12 protein-coding genes are annotated in these 15,937 nt (G+C 35.8%); 8 read left to right on the top strand and 4 right to left on the bottom strand.

What is annotated here, in order from left to right; translation table 11 throughout:
* Positions 1 to 171 precede the first annotated feature (171 nt).
* The 3 genes from ACFSTE_RS01045 to ACFSTE_RS01055 all read left to right on the top strand — a co-directional run bounded on the left by ACFSTE_RS01045 (position 172) and on the right by ACFSTE_RS01055 (position 5,456).
* Positions 172 to 1,854: a S8 family serine peptidase gene (locus ACFSTE_RS01045; RefSeq protein ID WP_378258013.1), complete on the top strand. Its 1,683-nt coding sequence runs from the start codon at positions 172 to 174 to the stop codon at positions 1,852 to 1,854.
* A 492-nt stretch (positions 1,855 to 2,346) separates the two neighbouring features.
* The gene (locus ACFSTE_RS01050) at positions 2,347 to 4,581 is read left to right on the top strand and encodes a lantibiotic dehydratase family protein (protein ID WP_378258015.1); all 2,235 of its coding nucleotides are present in this window, start codon (positions 2,347 to 2,349) and stop codon (positions 4,579 to 4,581) included.
* Complete coding sequence (locus ACFSTE_RS01055; protein ID WP_176027987.1) at positions 4,572 to 5,456, top strand: thiopeptide-type bacteriocin biosynthesis protein; 885 nt, start codon at positions 4,572 to 4,574, stop codon at positions 5,454 to 5,456. The genes ACFSTE_RS01050 and ACFSTE_RS01055 overlap by 10 nt, the downstream gene beginning before the upstream one ends.
* Before the next feature lie 45 nt (positions 5,457 to 5,501).
* Here the strand turns inward: ACFSTE_RS01055 and ACFSTE_RS01060 are convergent, their stop codons facing one another.
* Positions 5,502 to 7,040, bottom strand: a complete 1,539-nt coding sequence (locus tag ACFSTE_RS01060; protein WP_176027986.1) for an Rne/Rng family ribonuclease — start codon at positions 7,038 to 7,040, stop codon at positions 5,502 to 5,504.
* A 299-nt stretch (positions 7,041 to 7,339) separates the two neighbouring features.
* Complete coding sequence (locus ACFSTE_RS01065) at positions 7,340 to 7,630, bottom strand: HU family DNA-binding protein (RefSeq protein WP_176027985.1); 291 nt, start codon at positions 7,628 to 7,630, stop codon at positions 7,340 to 7,342.
* 132 nt (positions 7,631 to 7,762) lie between these two features.
* Here ACFSTE_RS01065 and mutY point away from each other — a divergent pair, with 132 nt between their 5' ends.
* From mutY to ACFSTE_RS01090, 5 genes are all read left to right on the top strand, one after another.
* Positions 7,763 to 8,812, top strand: a complete 1,050-nt coding sequence (gene mutY / locus ACFSTE_RS01070; RefSeq protein ID WP_378258018.1) for an A/G-specific adenine glycosylase — start codon at positions 7,763 to 7,765, stop codon at positions 8,810 to 8,812.
* A 146-nt stretch (positions 8,813 to 8,958) separates the two neighbouring features.
* Positions 8,959 to 9,420: a single-stranded DNA-binding protein gene (locus tag ACFSTE_RS01075; protein ID WP_176027983.1), complete on the top strand. Its 462-nt coding sequence runs from the start codon at positions 8,959 to 8,961 to the stop codon at positions 9,418 to 9,420.
* 27 nt (positions 9,421 to 9,447) lie between these two features.
* Positions 9,448 to 10,785 carry a gliding motility-associated protein GldE gene (gene gldE, locus ACFSTE_RS01080; protein ID WP_176027982.1) on the top strand — a complete coding sequence of 446 codons (1,338 nt, stop codon included), beginning with the start codon at positions 9,448 to 9,450 and terminating at the stop codon, positions 10,783 to 10,785.
* The gene (gene gldD / locus ACFSTE_RS01085) at positions 10,763 to 11,338 is read left to right on the top strand and encodes a gliding motility lipoprotein GldD (protein ID WP_176027981.1); all 576 of its coding nucleotides are present in this window, start codon (positions 10,763 to 10,765) and stop codon (positions 11,336 to 11,338) included. Before gldE ends, gldD begins: the two co-directional genes overlap by 23 nt.
* A gap of 114 nt (positions 11,339 to 11,452) precedes the next feature.
* Positions 11,453 to 12,331 carry a DMT family transporter gene (locus ACFSTE_RS01090; protein ID WP_176027980.1) on the top strand — a complete coding sequence of 293 codons (879 nt, stop codon included), beginning with the start codon at positions 11,453 to 11,455 and terminating at the stop codon, positions 12,329 to 12,331.
* A gap of 51 nt (positions 12,332 to 12,382) precedes the next feature.
* Here ACFSTE_RS01090 and ACFSTE_RS01095 read toward each other — a convergent pair whose 3' ends face one another.
* Together ACFSTE_RS01095 and ACFSTE_RS01100 are read right to left on the bottom strand one after the other, a co-directional pair.
* Positions 12,383 to 14,449 carry a M16 family metallopeptidase gene (locus ACFSTE_RS01095; RefSeq protein WP_176027979.1) on the bottom strand — a complete coding sequence of 689 codons (2,067 nt, stop codon included), beginning with the start codon at positions 14,447 to 14,449 and terminating at the stop codon, positions 12,383 to 12,385.
* Between the two features lie 52 nt (positions 14,450 to 14,501).
* Positions 14,502 to 15,827, bottom strand: coding sequence for a M16 family metallopeptidase (locus ACFSTE_RS01100; protein ID WP_378258021.1), 1,326 nt, complete (start codon positions 15,825 to 15,827; stop codon positions 14,502 to 14,504).
* Between the last annotated feature and the right edge of the window lie 110 nt (positions 15,828 to 15,937).

The raw sequence follows: 15,937 nt of genomic DNA on the forward strand, positions 1-15,937 counted from the left end.
TTAGTTAACGAGTAAAATAGGGGATTTTTTATGTGCGAAGTTTTATATTTATACCAATTGTAATGTAAAAACCGCTAAAAAAGAATGTTTTTTAGGGGGAAGGTTACAAATTATGGTATTAAAGAGGATTTCCCTCTTTTTTTTCTAAATGTGGGTAATCCAACGTTAAGTATGAATAAAAAAAAATGGTTTAGCGGTATAATCCTCCTTTGTTATATCGTTTTTTGGAATATAAATGCACAACAATTAAAGAAAACGACACTTCCTGTGTCTGTTGTGAAAGATACACTTACCAGTATAAAAGATATTAAAAACATACCGCAATGGTATTATAAAGATATAATAGCGGATAGTCTTCCAGGTATCAGCTTGGATAAAGCATATAAAAAATTGTCAATGACCGGAGGGGATACGGTTATTGTTGCAGTGATTGACATGCCGGTATATATAGCGCATCCTGCTTTGAAAGAGCAGATATGGGTAAATACTAAAGAAATTCCTAATAATGGAATCGATGATGATCAAAATGGTTATATAGATGATCTGCACGGTTGGAACTTCTTAGGAAAAAAAGATGGAACAGGAATGCAATTTGTTCAGCAGGAGTACGCCAGAATACTTTTTAGGGATAACTTGATCTTTTCTGAAGGAGAAAAAAATGGAGATTCTGCTCAAAGACAAGAATACCTGAAAGCTAAAGAAAAGCATTCAAATAGAATGGCTGAAGCGGTTGAAATTCGTAAAAATGCAACTGTACTATATAAAGATTATTTTAAAGCTAAGAGATCCATAGAGCATTATTTTGGAGAAGTTGTTATGGAGGTTGATAGAATTGATAGTCTAAAGCAACGCCATTCTGATAATGATTCATTGCAATACCAGCTTTTATTATGGAATGATTGTATAAAGAACAGTTTATCAGAAGAGTGGGTGGTGTCTTATAAGAAGAAAGCAGACCAACGGATAGCTATATTATTAAATATAGAAAGGGATGTTAAAAAAGAAGTGGATTCATTTCCTGAGAATAAGAACTATATCAATTATGGGCATCACAATATAGCAGCACATGCGTCAGAGATGAAACACGGGACGTTAGTTGCTGGAATGCTAGGAGTTTCCAGGAATAGTGCTATTGATAATTTTAAAGGAATTTCAGATCGGATTTTGGTTATGCCAATATGTGTATCTGCAAATGGAGACCCGCATGACAAAGATATAGCCTTGGCAATACGATATGCTGTTGACCAGGGAGCTAAAGTAATCAATATGAGCTTTGGGAAGGCTTTTTCTTTGCATCCAGAATGGGTTGACGAAGCCTTGGAGTATGCAGAAAAAAAAGGAGTTTTAGTAGTGACATCTGCTGGTAATACAGCAACGAACCTTAATGAAAATACCAATCGTTATTACCCGAATGATTATGGGACAAAGGAAAAAGAAGAGGTAGTAGATAATGTTATTATGGTTGGAGCATCCTCTTATTTGATTAATAGTAAATTGGCAGCGAGCTTTTCCAGTTATGGAAATCGCTATGTAGATATATTTGCCCCGGGAGATCAGATAAGAACGACGGTGCCAGAAGCTTCTTATAGAAAGGATAGAGGAACCTCTTTATCATCAGCATTAGTTAGTGGCATTGCGGCATTGCTCTACCAATATTATCCGACACTAGAGGTTGGTGAGATAAAAGAAATTATTTTGAAATCCGGGGTGAGATACACGTTTCCAGTGGCTGTACCCGGGGCTGAAAAAAATGAAAAAATGCCTTTTTCGAGCTTATCAAAATCAGGGTCAATTGCTAATGCGTATCGTGCTTTGTTAATGGCAGAAAAAAAAGTAGCTTCTAAGGCTGAATAAGTGTCGTATGGATGCTCTTTACCAGTTAAGAAGCACCACTGCAAGCAGTGGTGTTCCTCCCTTTTTCTTAACTGGTTGCTTCATAATATGAAGCGTTACTTTCTGGAAATGGTAGTTCCCGTTCCCATATAAGTGTTAATTGATTTGCGTTATCTTGATAGATAATGAACACATATCAAAATTAGAGAAGCTAACAAGGAAATCTTATTTTTTTGATCTAAAAAAGCAGTAGTTTCAGTAGATTTTTCAGAAAAGCTTGTCGGGACTATAAATAATGAGTGTAAATAATTGTTTTTTATTGGTTTACAGGGAGGGGTTGCTTTAGGAAAAAATGAGATATCAGAAAGCTTTTTATTATCCTTAATTAAATAATTACCTTGTTTTTTTAGGTAGTTTCCTTCTAATTGTTAAGTTTTTTGTTTTTTGTAAATAAATGAAAGAGTTTGTTAGAAAAAATGTTGGCATTTTTGTTAAAAAACAAAACCTGAATTAGTGGCAAAATTGAATAATCCATATACTTTTTTTAATACCCTGGGAATTCGGATCCCTATGCTCCCACTTACCCAATATGAGAGATGGATAAAAGGGGTATCTTCCAAAAAAGATTATCAGTTGATATGGAAACAGGCAGTGGTCAAAGAGGCAATATATCTTTCATCTCCTGTAGTGTATAAAGAGCTAGAACAATGGTTGGTCTTAGGAAATCAGATTTCTGATGAAAAAGCACGACGTTTGGAGCATACCTTTATAAAATATCTTTCTCGGATGAGTAGCCGATGTACCCCTTTCGGGTTATTTGCCGGCTGTATTTTGGGAACCTTCGATCAAGAAGAAGAGGAGGTAGTTCCTGTGTCTTATGAAAAATATAAGAGGTCTACGCGATTGGATATGAATGTGTTGGTTGCTTTGGGGCAAGAATTAGCTAAGGATGTTGTTATTCGCAAACAATTGAAGTGGTATCCTAATAACAGTATATACCGTATCGGGGATCAGTATCGTTATATGGAATATACGTATGATGAAAACTATAGGAGAAGGTATAGTTTAGAAGCAGTGATGCAGCGCACTTATCTGGATAAAATATTGAATAAGGCTGAAGAAGGAGCTTCGATTATTACATTAGCATCAGAGATTACAGATCGAGATATAACGATTGAAGAGGCGACTGCTTTTGTAGAGGAATTAATTCATTATCAGATTTTGGTTAGCGAATTAGAACCTACAGTAACCGGGGCAGATTTTATGTCTCAATTGCAAAAAACGTTGCAGTTAGTACCTGGTACTACACTTTGGAAAGAAAAAATAAATAAGTGGAAAGAAAAGCTTGCTATATTGGATAGGAAACTAGGAAATTCGATTGAAGATTACCTGCAACTAACAAAAGAGATTAGAGAATTGATTCCATTGCATAAGGAAGTATCTTATCTTTTTCAAACAGATTTGTTTCCCGTATTAGAAAAAAACAAGGTGTCTAAGCGAATAGGATACGTGTTACAGCGTATGATTCCTGTTTTTTATGCAATTACAGCTAAAACAAAAAAAACGGCATTAGAACGATTTAAAGATAGTTTTGTAGAAAGGTATGAAACCAAAGAAGTTCCTTTGACGATAGCATTGGATACTGAGACAGGAATAGGTTATGGATCGGTAGCTGTGGATGATACTCCTTTTCTTGATGGAATAAGTGTTCCGGGCGTAAAACAAGAGACTGTTTATCAGTGGACAGATCAAGAAGAATGGTGGTTGCGGGAGTTAGAGAAAGCTAATGGGAGTTATAGTATGTCGATAGACGAACTTCCAATAGAAAGAGAAGTTGATTGGCAGCAACTACCAGATACATTATCTGCGATGGTGCAACTTATAACTGTAGAAGGAAAACAACGGTTGGTATGCAAAGGGGTGAGTGGGGGAGCTACTCGTTTATTTGGTCGTTTCTCTTCAACTGATGAGGAGATGCAGGCATTTGCCACAACAATTTCAGCACAGGAACAAATGATGGAAGAGGAGTGTATTTTGGCAGAAATAGTACACCTCCCAGAAGCTAGAACAGGAAATATTATTCAAAGAGCACAATTGAGGTCCTATGAAATTCCATACTTGGGAAGGGCAAGTGTATCACCTCCATATCAGCTGCCGATATCAGATTTGTGGGTGTCTGTTAGACAAGGAAAACTAGTATTGTATTCTAAAAAAAATAAGAAACAAGTGATTCCCTGTTTGTCTAATGCGCATAATTATGGAAACCTTCACGCTTTGCCGATATATCATTTTTTGTGTGACATGCAAGGGCAGCAAAAACAAAACTATTTAGGATTTCAATGGGGAGAAATAGCAGAAAAACGCTCTTTTTTGCCTAGAGTAACGTATAAAAACGTAATTGTTTCCAGAGCTCGATGGCGTATTGTTATTGCGGATTTAAAAAAGATATTAGAAGCGACAAATGAGAAAGATTGGGTTGAGGAAATAACCCGATGGCGGATAGCAAAACAGATGCCAGACAGGGTGCAATTGGTAGAAGGGGATAATGTTTTATTGATTCATTTAGAGGTATTGGAGTCATTGCAGATGTTTTGGGCAATGGTGAAAAAGCGAAAGTATATTATTATACGAGAGTTTTTAAGTGATGTGGCGATGCCTTTGGTAGCAAGAGAAAAGGATAGTTATGCGCATGAACTAATTGTTTCTTTTTATAAATCATCAGATAAAAGCAAAAACGAATGTCATTAGAAACAAATGTACAGCGTACGTTTATCCCTGGAGATCAATGGGGATATTATAAATTATATTGTGGGCAGCGAAGTTCAGATAGCATTCTTTTAGAGGTAATAAAACCTTTTGTAAGTAAGGCTTTAGAGAACAAGTGGATTGATCAATGGTTTTTTATTCGGTATACGGATCCGCAATTTCATATTAGATTGCGTTATCGTGTTACCGATACGAAGTATTATGGAGTACTAATTAGGGAGTTGTATTTAGTGTTAAATCCATATGTGGAAAACAATAAAATTTACAAGGTGCAAATGGATACCTATCAGCGAGAGCTGGAGCGTTATGGAGAAAATACAATAGAAGAAGCAGAAACCATTTTTTTTTATGAGAGCGAAATGTTGCTTTCTGTATTGGAGTATGTAGAGGATCAGGAAGAATACGCGTTATTTATTATATGGATTATGGATAAGTTTTTGGATGGTTTTGGGTTTTCCTTCGAAAGGAAAATGACATTTACTACTTATAATTATGAAGCATATCTAAATGAGTTTTCGGCAGATAAGAAAACAAGAAGGCAGTTAGATATTAAATATAAAAAATATCGAAAAGTGCTATGGCAATTTATGTCACCAAAAGATGTAGGTGAAGAGATGTCTTTATTTTTGGAGAATCAGCTACTGATAAAAGAGGAAAGGATGACCCAGGCGATAAAGCAGTTAGTAAAAAAAGATAGCGAAGCTGTATTAGCGGTATCACTTGATGCTTTGGTATCGAGCTATATTCACATGTTGATAAACAGGGCATTTCGATCTAGGCAGCGATTTTATGAAATGGTCTGTTATGGAATACTGGTTCGGTATTATAAAGAAATGTATTATAAGAAAAAGACATAAAAAAACCGGAAACATCGCATGATGCTCCCGGTTTTTTAAAAAATATTATTGTATCAATGTTCCATCTTTATCATGGAAATGATATTCTAAGTACGTGTAAGCGTCTCTAGGTTTTATTTTGATCCATTTTTTATGGTCTAAAAACCATTGGGATCGAATGGATGGAAATCCTTTGGTCAGAAAGGCTTCGATAAATGGGTGTGCACTCAATGTTATCGATTTATGTCCTTTACTGATTAATTTTTCTAAGTCAACCTTGATTTTGTCTATTAAAACTATTGGCGCCTCAACTTCGCTGTTTCCTCCGTTAGGATTGATCTCACGGGTTTTAATATTCATTTCAGGTCTGACACGCTGTCGCGTTATTTGAATTAGGCCAAATTTACTTGGCGGTAAAATCTTGTGTTTCGCCCGGTCGTCCTTCATCTCTTCTCGTAATTGATTGAAGAGGGTTCTGCGGTTTTCTGCATCATTCATGTCAATAAAATCAATGACAATGATACCTCCCATATCACGCAGGCGTAATTGACGGGCAACTTCTCTCGCACTGATCAGATTTACCTCCAGTGCTGTGTCTTCTTGGTTTTTTGCTTTATTTGATCGGTTTCCGCTATTCACATCAATTACGTGCATAGCTTCTGTGTGTTCTATGACCAGATACGCACCTTTATTCATGGATACCGTTTTTCCAAAACTAGTTTTTATCTGTCGTTCTATCCCGTATTTTTCGAAAATAGGAATATTCGACTTGTGTAATTTTACAATTGATTCTTTTTTAGGAGCAATCTCCTGTAAGTAATCTTTTACCTGATCTACCAGTACCTCGTCGTCTACACAAATAGAGGTAAAGGAGTCGTTAAAAACATCTCTCAGGATTGAGGATGCTCTGTTCATTTCTCCCAATACTTTAGAAGGATGATGTGCCTTGTATAGCTTCCTACACAGGGCTTCCCAACGACCAATCAGATTTTGTAAATCTTTGTCTAGTTCTGCTACTTTTTTGCCTTCTGCTACCGTACGAACAATGATTCCAAACCCTTTTGGTTTAATACTTTTAACCAACCGTTTTAAGCGATCTTTTTCTTCGGAAGATTCTATCTTTTGTGAGATAGAAACCCGGTTGGAAAAAGGAACTAAAACAATATATCTTCCAGCGATCGATAATTCCGAACTAATTCGGGGACCTTTAGTAGATATGGGCTCTTTCACTATCTGTACCAGTAGCGATTGATTTGATTTTAAAACATCGGTGATAACACCGTGTTTGTCAATGTCTTTCTCAAAAGGATAGTCCTTTAGAGAATAATCTTTTAGTTTACCTGTGCTTACACGTTTTATGAATTTTAATAAAGAAGCAACTTGAGGACCCAGGTCATGATAATGCAAGAAGGCATCTTTTTCATACCCAACATTAACAAATGCAGCATTAAGACCAGGAACAGCTTTTCGGATTTTGGCGATAAAAATATCTCCTACCGAGAAATTGCTATTTTCTTCTTCTTTATGTAATTCAATAAGTTTTCCATCCTTTAATAAGGCAAAATCTGTAGAGGAACCAGATCTGATGATCAATTCTTTGTTCACTCTCAATTAGATTTTTATCCATCTCAATAAGTATGTTGAGACAGATGGATTAAACAATTTTTTCACAGGAATTTTGTAATTCCAAATTGAGATAAAACCGCATATGGATAGCGGTATATGCATTGTTTTATCTCATATGTCAAAGAACTTTTTAAACGGAAAAAGTAGTTAAAAAAACTACTTTTTCTTGTGGCGATTAGCTCTTCTTCTTTTTTTACGCTTGTGCGTTGCTACCTTGTGTCTTTTACGTTTTTTTCCACTTGGCATAGTGTGTGTTCTTTTTTTGGTTATTAATTATCTTACTTAACTTCTACATTAGTTTTTACGCCTTCTACAAATACTTTAGCAGGCTTAAATGCAGGGATGTTGTGTGCAGGAATCTTAATAGTAGTGTTTTTAGAGATGTTACGTCCGGTTTTTTCGGCTCTTGTCTTGATGATGAAGCTTCCAAATCCTCTAAGGTATACATTGTCTCCTCCTTCTAAAGAATTTTTTACTTCTTCCATGAATGTTTCAACAGTCGCTTGAACGTCTACTTTCTCAATTCCTAATTTTTCTGAAATTTTTGCAACAATATCTGCTTTCGTCATTATAATACTAATTTAGGGGTTTCTTAATTTTTCGAGGGGGCAAATATAATAATTTAAAATCCAAAATATCAATACTTAAGATGAATTTATCATCTTTAACTAATTAAATTTGTAAAAATTGTAAATTTTAACATGAAGTTTGGTAAAAAACTCATTTTGTGGTACTTAGAAAACAAACGTTCTATGCCTTGGAGGGAAACCAGAGACCCTTATAGCATTTGGTTGAGTGAAATTATTTTGCAACAAACCCGGGTTGCACAGGGATTACCGTATTATTTGTCTTTTAAAAGTGCGTTTCCGACCGTATTTGATCTGGCAGCAGCACCAGAAGAAAAAGTATTGAAATTATGGCAGGGTTTAGGGTATTATTCCAGAGCAAGAAACCTGCATGCTACTGCAAAATACGTAGCAGATGAGTTAGGGGGGACATTTCCAGACTCATATGCTTCTCTACTGTTATTAAAAGGAGTAGGAGATTATACGGCAAGTGCCATTGCGTCTATTTGCTATGATGAAGCAGTGCCTGTTGTGGATGGGAATGTATACAGAGTTCTATCCAGGTATTTAGGAGTAGCGACACCTATTAATACTACTCAGGGGGTAAAAGAGTTTAAACAATTAGCTAAAGCATTGTTAGAGGTAAAAGAACCGGCAACCTATAATCAGGCAATTATGGAGTTTGGAGCATTGCAATGCAAGCCACAGAGTCCTGATTGTACACAGTGTGTGTTAGATTCTGATTGTGTAGCTCTTAAAGAAAAGAAAGTAGGAGAGCTACCTGTGAAACTTAAAAAACAAAAAATTAAAAAGCGATATTTCTCATATCTGATAATACAGACCAACGAAGAGACAATTTTGCAGCAGAGAACAGGAAAAGGGATTTGGCAAGGATTATATGAATTTCCTTTGGTAGAAACGTCAGCGCCTATATCTTATGAAGAATTAAAGAAAGCTTCTGTTTTTACGGAGTTACTGGGAGCGCAGACATATGAACTCTCTCTTTATAAAGAGGAGGCGGTTATTCATAAATTATCACACCAACATTTGTATACTTGGTTTTATGTGGTGCAAGTGCAGTGTCTGCCATTATTAAGTGCACCTCATCAGAAAGTGCGCCTATCTGATGTAGAAAGGTATCCGGTTCCTATTTTGATAGGGAATTTTATAGAAGCCTTTTTTTAAGGTGTGCGGCTTTTTTAGTACATTTACATATAAGTAAATAGGTGATGAATCACGGAAAATGGAAGTTTTTTGTGAAAAAAATTGAGGAAAAAAGATACCGTTTTCTTTTTTTTGTCGTTTTAAAAGAACCCTAATAATATAAAAAGATGTCTGGAACATTGAATAAAGTAATGCTGATTGGGCATACAGGAGATGAGGTGAAGATGCATTATTTTGAAGGAGGTAATTGTATTGGACGCTTCCCGCTGGCTACAAATGACTCTTATGTGAATAAGAGTACAGGAGAACGAGTGGTTTCTACTGAATGGCATAATATTGTCGTGAGAAATAAAGCGGCAGAGATATGTGAAAAATACCTGAAGAAAGGGGATAAAATTTATATTGAAGGGCGACTCAAAACGAGGAAATGGCAAGATGAACAAGGAAAAGATCGGTATAGTACAGAAATACAATGTACTGATTTTACATTTTTAACGCCTAAAAACGAGAGTGGGCAACCAGGAGGATCAATGCCCGGGATGCAGCCTCAGCAACCTGCGGCAACAGAAAACCCCTCAACTTCTTCTGTAGAAAATACAAATGCGGAAGATGATGATTTGCCATTCTAAATCGATGTTTAATTAAACCTACGGAATTTGGACCCTGACCCTGAACCCTTATTTATACAATTTCTTACGATAGATATTGCTCAGGCTATTTATATAATACTATTGCTAGCACTGCTCATTTGTTCTGCCTTGATTTCTGGTAGTGAGGTAGCCTTATTTTCATTAACACCTGCGGATCTTAGAGAGGAAGAAGAAATCTCTGAAAAACAAAAGGTAATTTCTAAGTTATTGAGTAAGCCTAAGAAGCTGTTAGCTACGATCTTGGTAGCAAATAATTTTATCAATATCGCAATTGTCTTACTTTTGGATGCGTTGGGGAAAATATATCTTCAGGATATGGCAATTGTCTGGAGAGGGTGGCTGGACCTTCGCTTTGTGATAGAAGTAATCCTGGCTACATTTTTAATTCTCTTGTTTGGGGAGATTCTGCCCAAAGTGTACGCTAGTAGAAATAGAGTGCAATTTTCATATTTGATGGCTAAGCCGTTGCAGATTTTGGATTGGTGTATTTCTCCTTTGAGTATTCCTATGCAGCGAGTTACGATAGGAATTCACAATCAAATAGGAAAGCAAAAATCTAATATTAGCGTAGGACAATTATCTCAGGCGTTAGAGTTGACGTCTGATAATGATACAACAACAGAGGAGAAAAAAATTCTGGAAGGAATTGTATCCTTTGGGAATACGGATACAAAACAAGTGATGCGACCCCGTATTGATGTGTTTGCTATCAATAAAACAGCTCCGTATGAAACCATCATTCCAGAAATTATAAAGAATGGATACTCGCGGATACCAGTATATGAAGATAGTATTGATAAGATTATTGGAATATTGTATGTAAAGGATCTGTTGCCGTATATCAATGATAAAAAGCTGGACTGGAATAAGCTGTTAAGAGATCCGTACTTTGTTCCTGAGAATAAAAAATTAGATGATTTGTTGAGTGATTTTAAAAATAAAAAAAATCACCTGGCAATTGTAGTGGATGAATATGGAGGAACTAGTGGTCTGATATCATTAGAAGATATTATAGAGGAAATCGTAGGAGATATTAGTGATGAATTTGATGATGAAGATCTGATTTATTCTAAATTGGATGATCGTAATTTTCTTTTTGAAGGTAGGACTGCTTTAAAAGATTTTTATAAGGTATTAAAACTGGATGGGGATATAAGCTTGTTTGAGGAGAATAAAGGAGATGCAGAAACGATTGCCGGTTTTTTATTAGAAATATCAGGAAGCTTTCCTGCTAAAGGAGAAATCTTATCAATGGAGCATTACGATTTTACAGTAGAATCTCTGGATAAAAAACGAATAAAAAGAGTAAAAGTAACCATACATGAAACAAAGAAGGATATATAGCATTTTTATTTTTGCAGTTATATTGCTTTTAGGAGCGTGTGGGAAAGAAACGCTGCCTAAGCCCAAAGCAATGCTTAAACTATCTTATCCAAAGCCCTCTTATATTGACTTATTGTCTTATTGCGGATACTCTTTTGAGGTTAATAAACAGGCGATAGTAAAACCTATGGGGAAGCAAGGAAGTTGTTGGTATAATATAGAATACCCTACATTAAAGGCGACTATGTATATCTCGTATTTTAAAGTTAATAATAACCTGGATTCTTTGTTGAGAGATGCGCAAAACCTAACACAGGAGCATGTGGTAAAGGCAGACGAAATATTACAGGAGCCGTATGATGACAGAAAGAATAAGGTTTATGGGATGTTTTATGAAGTAAGAGGAGATGCGGCATCTCAATCTCAGTTTTATGCTACAGATAGTGTACATCATTTTATAAGCGGATCTGTTTATTTTAAAGCCAGACCTAATTACGATTCGATTTTGCCAGCAGCTAATTATATGAAAGGAGACATGAGAAAGCTGGTCGAAACCATACGCTGGAATGAATAAAGTGTTGTTCATAGCAGGGTTTTGTGATACTTTTAATGTGTGAATATCTGTAGCAAAATAGAATGTGCTTTACCCCAAAAGAGCTATCAATTTTTTTAATTTACTTTTATCAGCATGGAATACTCCAAAAAAAAATGGCTATATCTCATTGTTTTATCAATAGTCTGGGGAAGCTCATTTATATTGATAAAAAAGGCATTGATTGGCTTGAGTCCTTTTCAACTGGGGGCTCTTAGGACATTGTTTGCTGCATTTTTTTTACTGCTAATAGGATTTAGAACGATAAAAACGATTCGTAGAGAATTATGGAAGTGGGTGTTTTTATCAGCTTTGCTAGGAACATTTATTCCTGCTTTTCTTTTTGCTTTTGCTGAAACGGAAATTGATAGTGCAATTGCTTCCGTTTTGAACTCAACTACTCCATTGTTGACATTGTTGCTTGGAATTTTGGTTTTTTCTTTTCGGTTTCATAGTAATCAGGTAATAGGGGTGTTTGTTGGTTTATTAGGGAGTATGATGCTTATTTGGGAAGGGGCAGCTGTCAATCCTCATCAAAACTATTGGTATGCGGGATTGGTATTGATTGCTTCTTGTTGTTATGCTATCAATGTTAATATCATAAAGAAACATCTAAGCCAGATTTCTCCTTTAGCTATTGCGAGTGGAAGTTTTGTTCTGTTGATTATTCCATCCTGTTTAGTATTGCTCTTTTCTGACTTTTTTACTGTTTCTGTTATTGAAGATACCAGAGTGTATACCAGTATAGGGTACCTTTTGGTGCTTTCGGTAGTAGGGACGGGAGTAGCTAAGGTCTTGTTTAATAAATTGGTACAGATAAGTAGTCCTGTTTTTGCTTCTTCGGTGACCTATATGATTCCTGTAGTAGCATCTATATGGGGGATAGCTGATGGAGAGTCTTTTACTTCTTTGCAGGTAATGGCAGCTGGAATTATAATTCTGGGCGTGTACTTGGCGAATAGGAAAAGAATATAAAAAAGCACCAGAATACACTGATGCTTTTTTGTGATAGATGATATGTTTGTTTTATTTAAAATCTTCTGGACTTACACCTTCATTGACTTTAACTTCTTTGACGATAAAATCCATTTTTTGAGGACCTAAAGATTGTGATATTGTGAAAGGAAACTTAATGCCATTAACATCTTTGTAGTCGCCATACTCTATAGTGACACTCATTTTTTGTCCTGCTTGTTCCTGTACTGTTACTTCTTTGACTTTTAAGCCGGATACAGTATCAAAATAAGCAGTTTTTTTATCACTTATTTTTACTGCGTATGCTTTTCCGTTTGCGTAAGGTTCTTGTTTTAGTAAAGAAACTTCTGTTTGGTGTAGTTCTGGAAAAGGGTAAGAATCTTTTTTAGCTTGAGCAGTCTGATTATCATCAAAAACTATTTTTTGCCCTTGCGCCATAGTGTATCCCTTTTCTCCGTCAAAAACTATTTTTTGAGCAATCTGGTCATTAAAACTTACGGCTATTAACGATTGGTTTTTCGAGGTAGATTTGGCTGATAGTCCTAGAACAGCACCATTGAAATCTGCAGTAGCAGTAATAAATGTGGATTTTACAGAGGCTAATTTTTCTTTTCCTCCAATTGCTTTAAAATAATTATCCAGGATTGACTGGGCAGTGACTCCTTTTGGAACTTCACTGTTGTAATCAGGTTTTTCTACTCGAGTAGCGTATTTGTCAAAAAAATGTATCGGTATTTTCTTTCCTTCAAAAGTTGTTTTTTCTAAAGCAGGCACAATTTCACTTCCTTTCCCTACAATTAGAATTCGAGCTTTGTCTAAGTTGAAATAGGTGTTGGCAATTCTTTTTACATCCTCCTTCGTTACGGCATTTATTTTATTTATAAAGGTTTCGTAAAAATCGGTAGGGAGTTTTTCTGTTTTTATTTGTACACTTCTATTGGCGATAGTTTTTTCGTCTTCTGATGATAAAATAAATTTTCCAAGAAAGCTAGCCTTTGCATTTTTTAAGACTTCATCACTAACGTCTTCTGTTCGGATTCTTTTTATTTCGTTGAGGATTTCTACCACGGCACTATCAGCGACATTATTTCGTACTTTAGCAAAAGCGCGAAAGACACTTTTGTAATTTTTATTTCTTGGAAGGGAAGAATAAGAGCCATAGGTGTATCCGTTTTTCTCTCTTAAATTTAAATTTAAGTATCCGCTAAAAGAACCTCCAAGGATATAATTAGTAACCAGAGCGGCATGATGATCAGTGTCAGACATTTTTATCGTAGCAGAATTTACTACCGCAATTTCAGCTTGTACAGCATTAGGCATGTCTACAAAATTGATTTGCCTGTATATGGGGTCTGAGATGTCAGATATTCCAAAAGAAGGTGCTTTTGCAGATTTCCACGGACCAAAATATTTTTCGGTTAATTTCTCTGCTTGGTCTGCAGAGATGTCTCCACTAATAACCATATAAGCATTTGTTGGTACAAAATAATCCCGGTAGTATTTGTTTATGTCTTGTAAACTGATGTTGTTTATGGTTTCTTTGGTGATAAACTCTCCTGCCGGGTGTTTTTTTCCGTAAACAAGAGCGTTCCGTACTCTGTTCATCACTTCGACAGCACTGTTTTCTCCGGCTTTTATATTTTCCAGTGTTCGTTTCTTTTCTGTGGATAATTCTTCTTCTGTAAATTTTGGATGAAGAGCAGCATCTGCAAATAAAGAAAACACTTTGTCAGTGTATTTAGAAAGGCATTGAGCATACCCTCCATAGGTTCCAACATTGACAGTTGCTCCTAAGAAATCAACTTCTTCGTTAAAAGTGTTTTTGTCCATATTTTGGGTTCCTTTCCCCATTAAGGAAGAGGTTAAGGAACTGATTCCTGTTTTGTCCCCTTCTACATGAGGAGGGGTGTCTATGGATAAGCTGATACTTATTTTGGGAAGTTTTTTATTTTCAACCACTAATACCGTCATACCGTTACTAAGGATGAAAGAATGTGGTTTCCCAAGATTAATAACAGGGGTGGGACCTGATGCGGGTATTTTTGATCGGTCTACCTGAGCATTTGAATTGATAGCGATCAGCAGACAAGCAAGTATAAAGATTATATTTTTTTTCATCTGTGTGTTTTTATTGTTATTCGATAATCAATAATGATAATTGATGTTTTTTTTATTTTCCAGTTCCAGGAAGGTAATCCAGATTGAGTCGCTGATTTTTGTTTAGATATTGTTTCGCTACTCGCTGTATGTCTTCTCGGGTAATGGATCTGTAAATTTCAATTTCTTTATTAATCAGGTCGGTGTCTTTGTATAGTACATGGTATCTGGCAAGGGAGTTTGCGATCCCTTCGATGCTGGAATTAGCATTGACAAATTTATTTTCAAACTTGTTTTGAAGCTTTTGAAATTCTCTTTCAGAGATTAATTCATTTTGTAATTTATTGATAGCATTATCCATTTCTGTCTGGAGTTTTTCTAGACCAACATCTCCTAGAGGTAATGCTGCCATGATGTAGGTTCCATAATCTTCCTGTGCATCCGAAAAAGCGAATACTTCTAGAGCCATTTTTTTATCCGTAACCATCTTTTTGTACAACCTGGAGCTTTTTCCTCCACTTAGGACTGTAGAGATATAATCGAATACATATGCATCTCTTTCTACTTGTTTAGGAGTTCTGTATACCAAAACTTTTGCTGGAATTCGGATATTGGCATCGTATTCTTTAGTGTTAATTTCAGTAGTGATAGGGTCCTCCAGTATGTTAGGTTTTACTGGTTTTTCTGAGATATTCTTGATGGGGGCAAAGTAGTCAGAAACAAAATTCATAGTTTCTTCTATTTTGATGTCTCCTGCGATTACTAGAGTAGCGTTATTAGGGTTGTAGTATTTTTTATTAAAGGCAATAAACTCATCTAAGGTGGCTGCGTCTAAGTGTTCCATACTTCCGATAACGGATTGACCATATGGGTGTTTTTTGAACAAGTGTTTATTTATCCCCGTTCTGTATATAATTTTTCCATAGGGAGAATTGTCGATACGTTGTCTTTTTTCTTCTTTGACAACCTCATTTTGAGTGTCGACTCCGATTTGATTTATAACAGGATGGAGCATGCGTTCTGATTCCATCCAAAGAGCGAGTTCTAGTTTATTAGAAGGAAAGGTTTCATAATAATAAGTTCTGTCTTGAGTAGTGTTGGCATTGTTTCTTCCTCCATTGGCAGCGACAATGTCAAACCATTTTCCGCGTTCTATATTTTTGGTTCCTTCAAATAATAAGTGTTCGAAAAAATGGGCGAAACCTGTTCGCTTCGGATCTTCATCTTTTGCTCCTACATGATACATAACTCCAACTGTGACTACAGGAGCTTTGTTTTCCTGGTGTAAGATTACATGAAGTCCATTTTTTAGATTGTACTCAGTGTACGTTACTTCCTGCGCACTAATCGATGAAAAGATCATAAGCCCACAAGCAATTGCGCGAAATTTGTTTTTCATTTGTGATTATTTTAGTTACTCGAAACTGGTGTATTGAAATCGATTTTGGTGCAAAAATATGTTAAAAACATGAGAATATTATCAGGTAAATATGTAAGATTCTAATTTAC

The organism is Aquimarina hainanensis, assembly GCF_042684685.1.
GTDB classification, from domain to species: Bacteria; Bacteroidota; Bacteroidia; order Flavobacteriales; family Flavobacteriaceae; genus Aquimarina; species Aquimarina hainanensis.

Bases quoted from the DNA above. Each gene is read 5' to 3' on its own strand.
- ACFSTE_RS01100 (WP_378258021.1), bottom strand. From the start codon at position 15,827: ATGAAAAACAAATTTCGCGCAATTGCTTGTGGGCTTATGATCTTTTCA.
- ACFSTE_RS01055 (WP_176027987.1), top strand. From the start codon at position 4,572: ATGTCATTAGAAACAAATGTACAGCGTACGTTTATCCCTGGAGATCAA.
- ACFSTE_RS01095 (WP_176027979.1), bottom strand. From the start codon at position 14,449: ATGAAAAAAAATATAATCTTTATACTTGCTTGTCTGCTGATCGCTATC.
- ACFSTE_RS01090 (WP_176027980.1), top strand. From the start codon at position 11,453: ATGGAATACTCCAAAAAAAAATGGCTATATCTCATTGTTTTATCAATA.
- ACFSTE_RS01075 (WP_176027983.1), top strand. From the start codon at position 8,959: ATGTCTGGAACATTGAATAAAGTAATGCTGATTGGGCATACAGGAGAT.
- mutY (WP_378258018.1), top strand. From the start codon at position 7,763: ATGAAGTTTGGTAAAAAACTCATTTTGTGGTACTTAGAAAACAAACGT.
- ACFSTE_RS01045 (WP_378258013.1), top strand. From the start codon at position 172: ATGAATAAAAAAAAATGGTTTAGCGGTATAATCCTCCTTTGTTATATC.
- ACFSTE_RS01065 (WP_176027985.1), bottom strand. From the start codon at position 7,630: ATGACGAAAGCAGATATTGTTGCAAAAATTTCAGAAAAATTAGGAATT.
- gldD (WP_176027981.1), top strand. From the start codon at position 10,763: ATGAAACAAAGAAGGATATATAGCATTTTTATTTTTGCAGTTATATTG.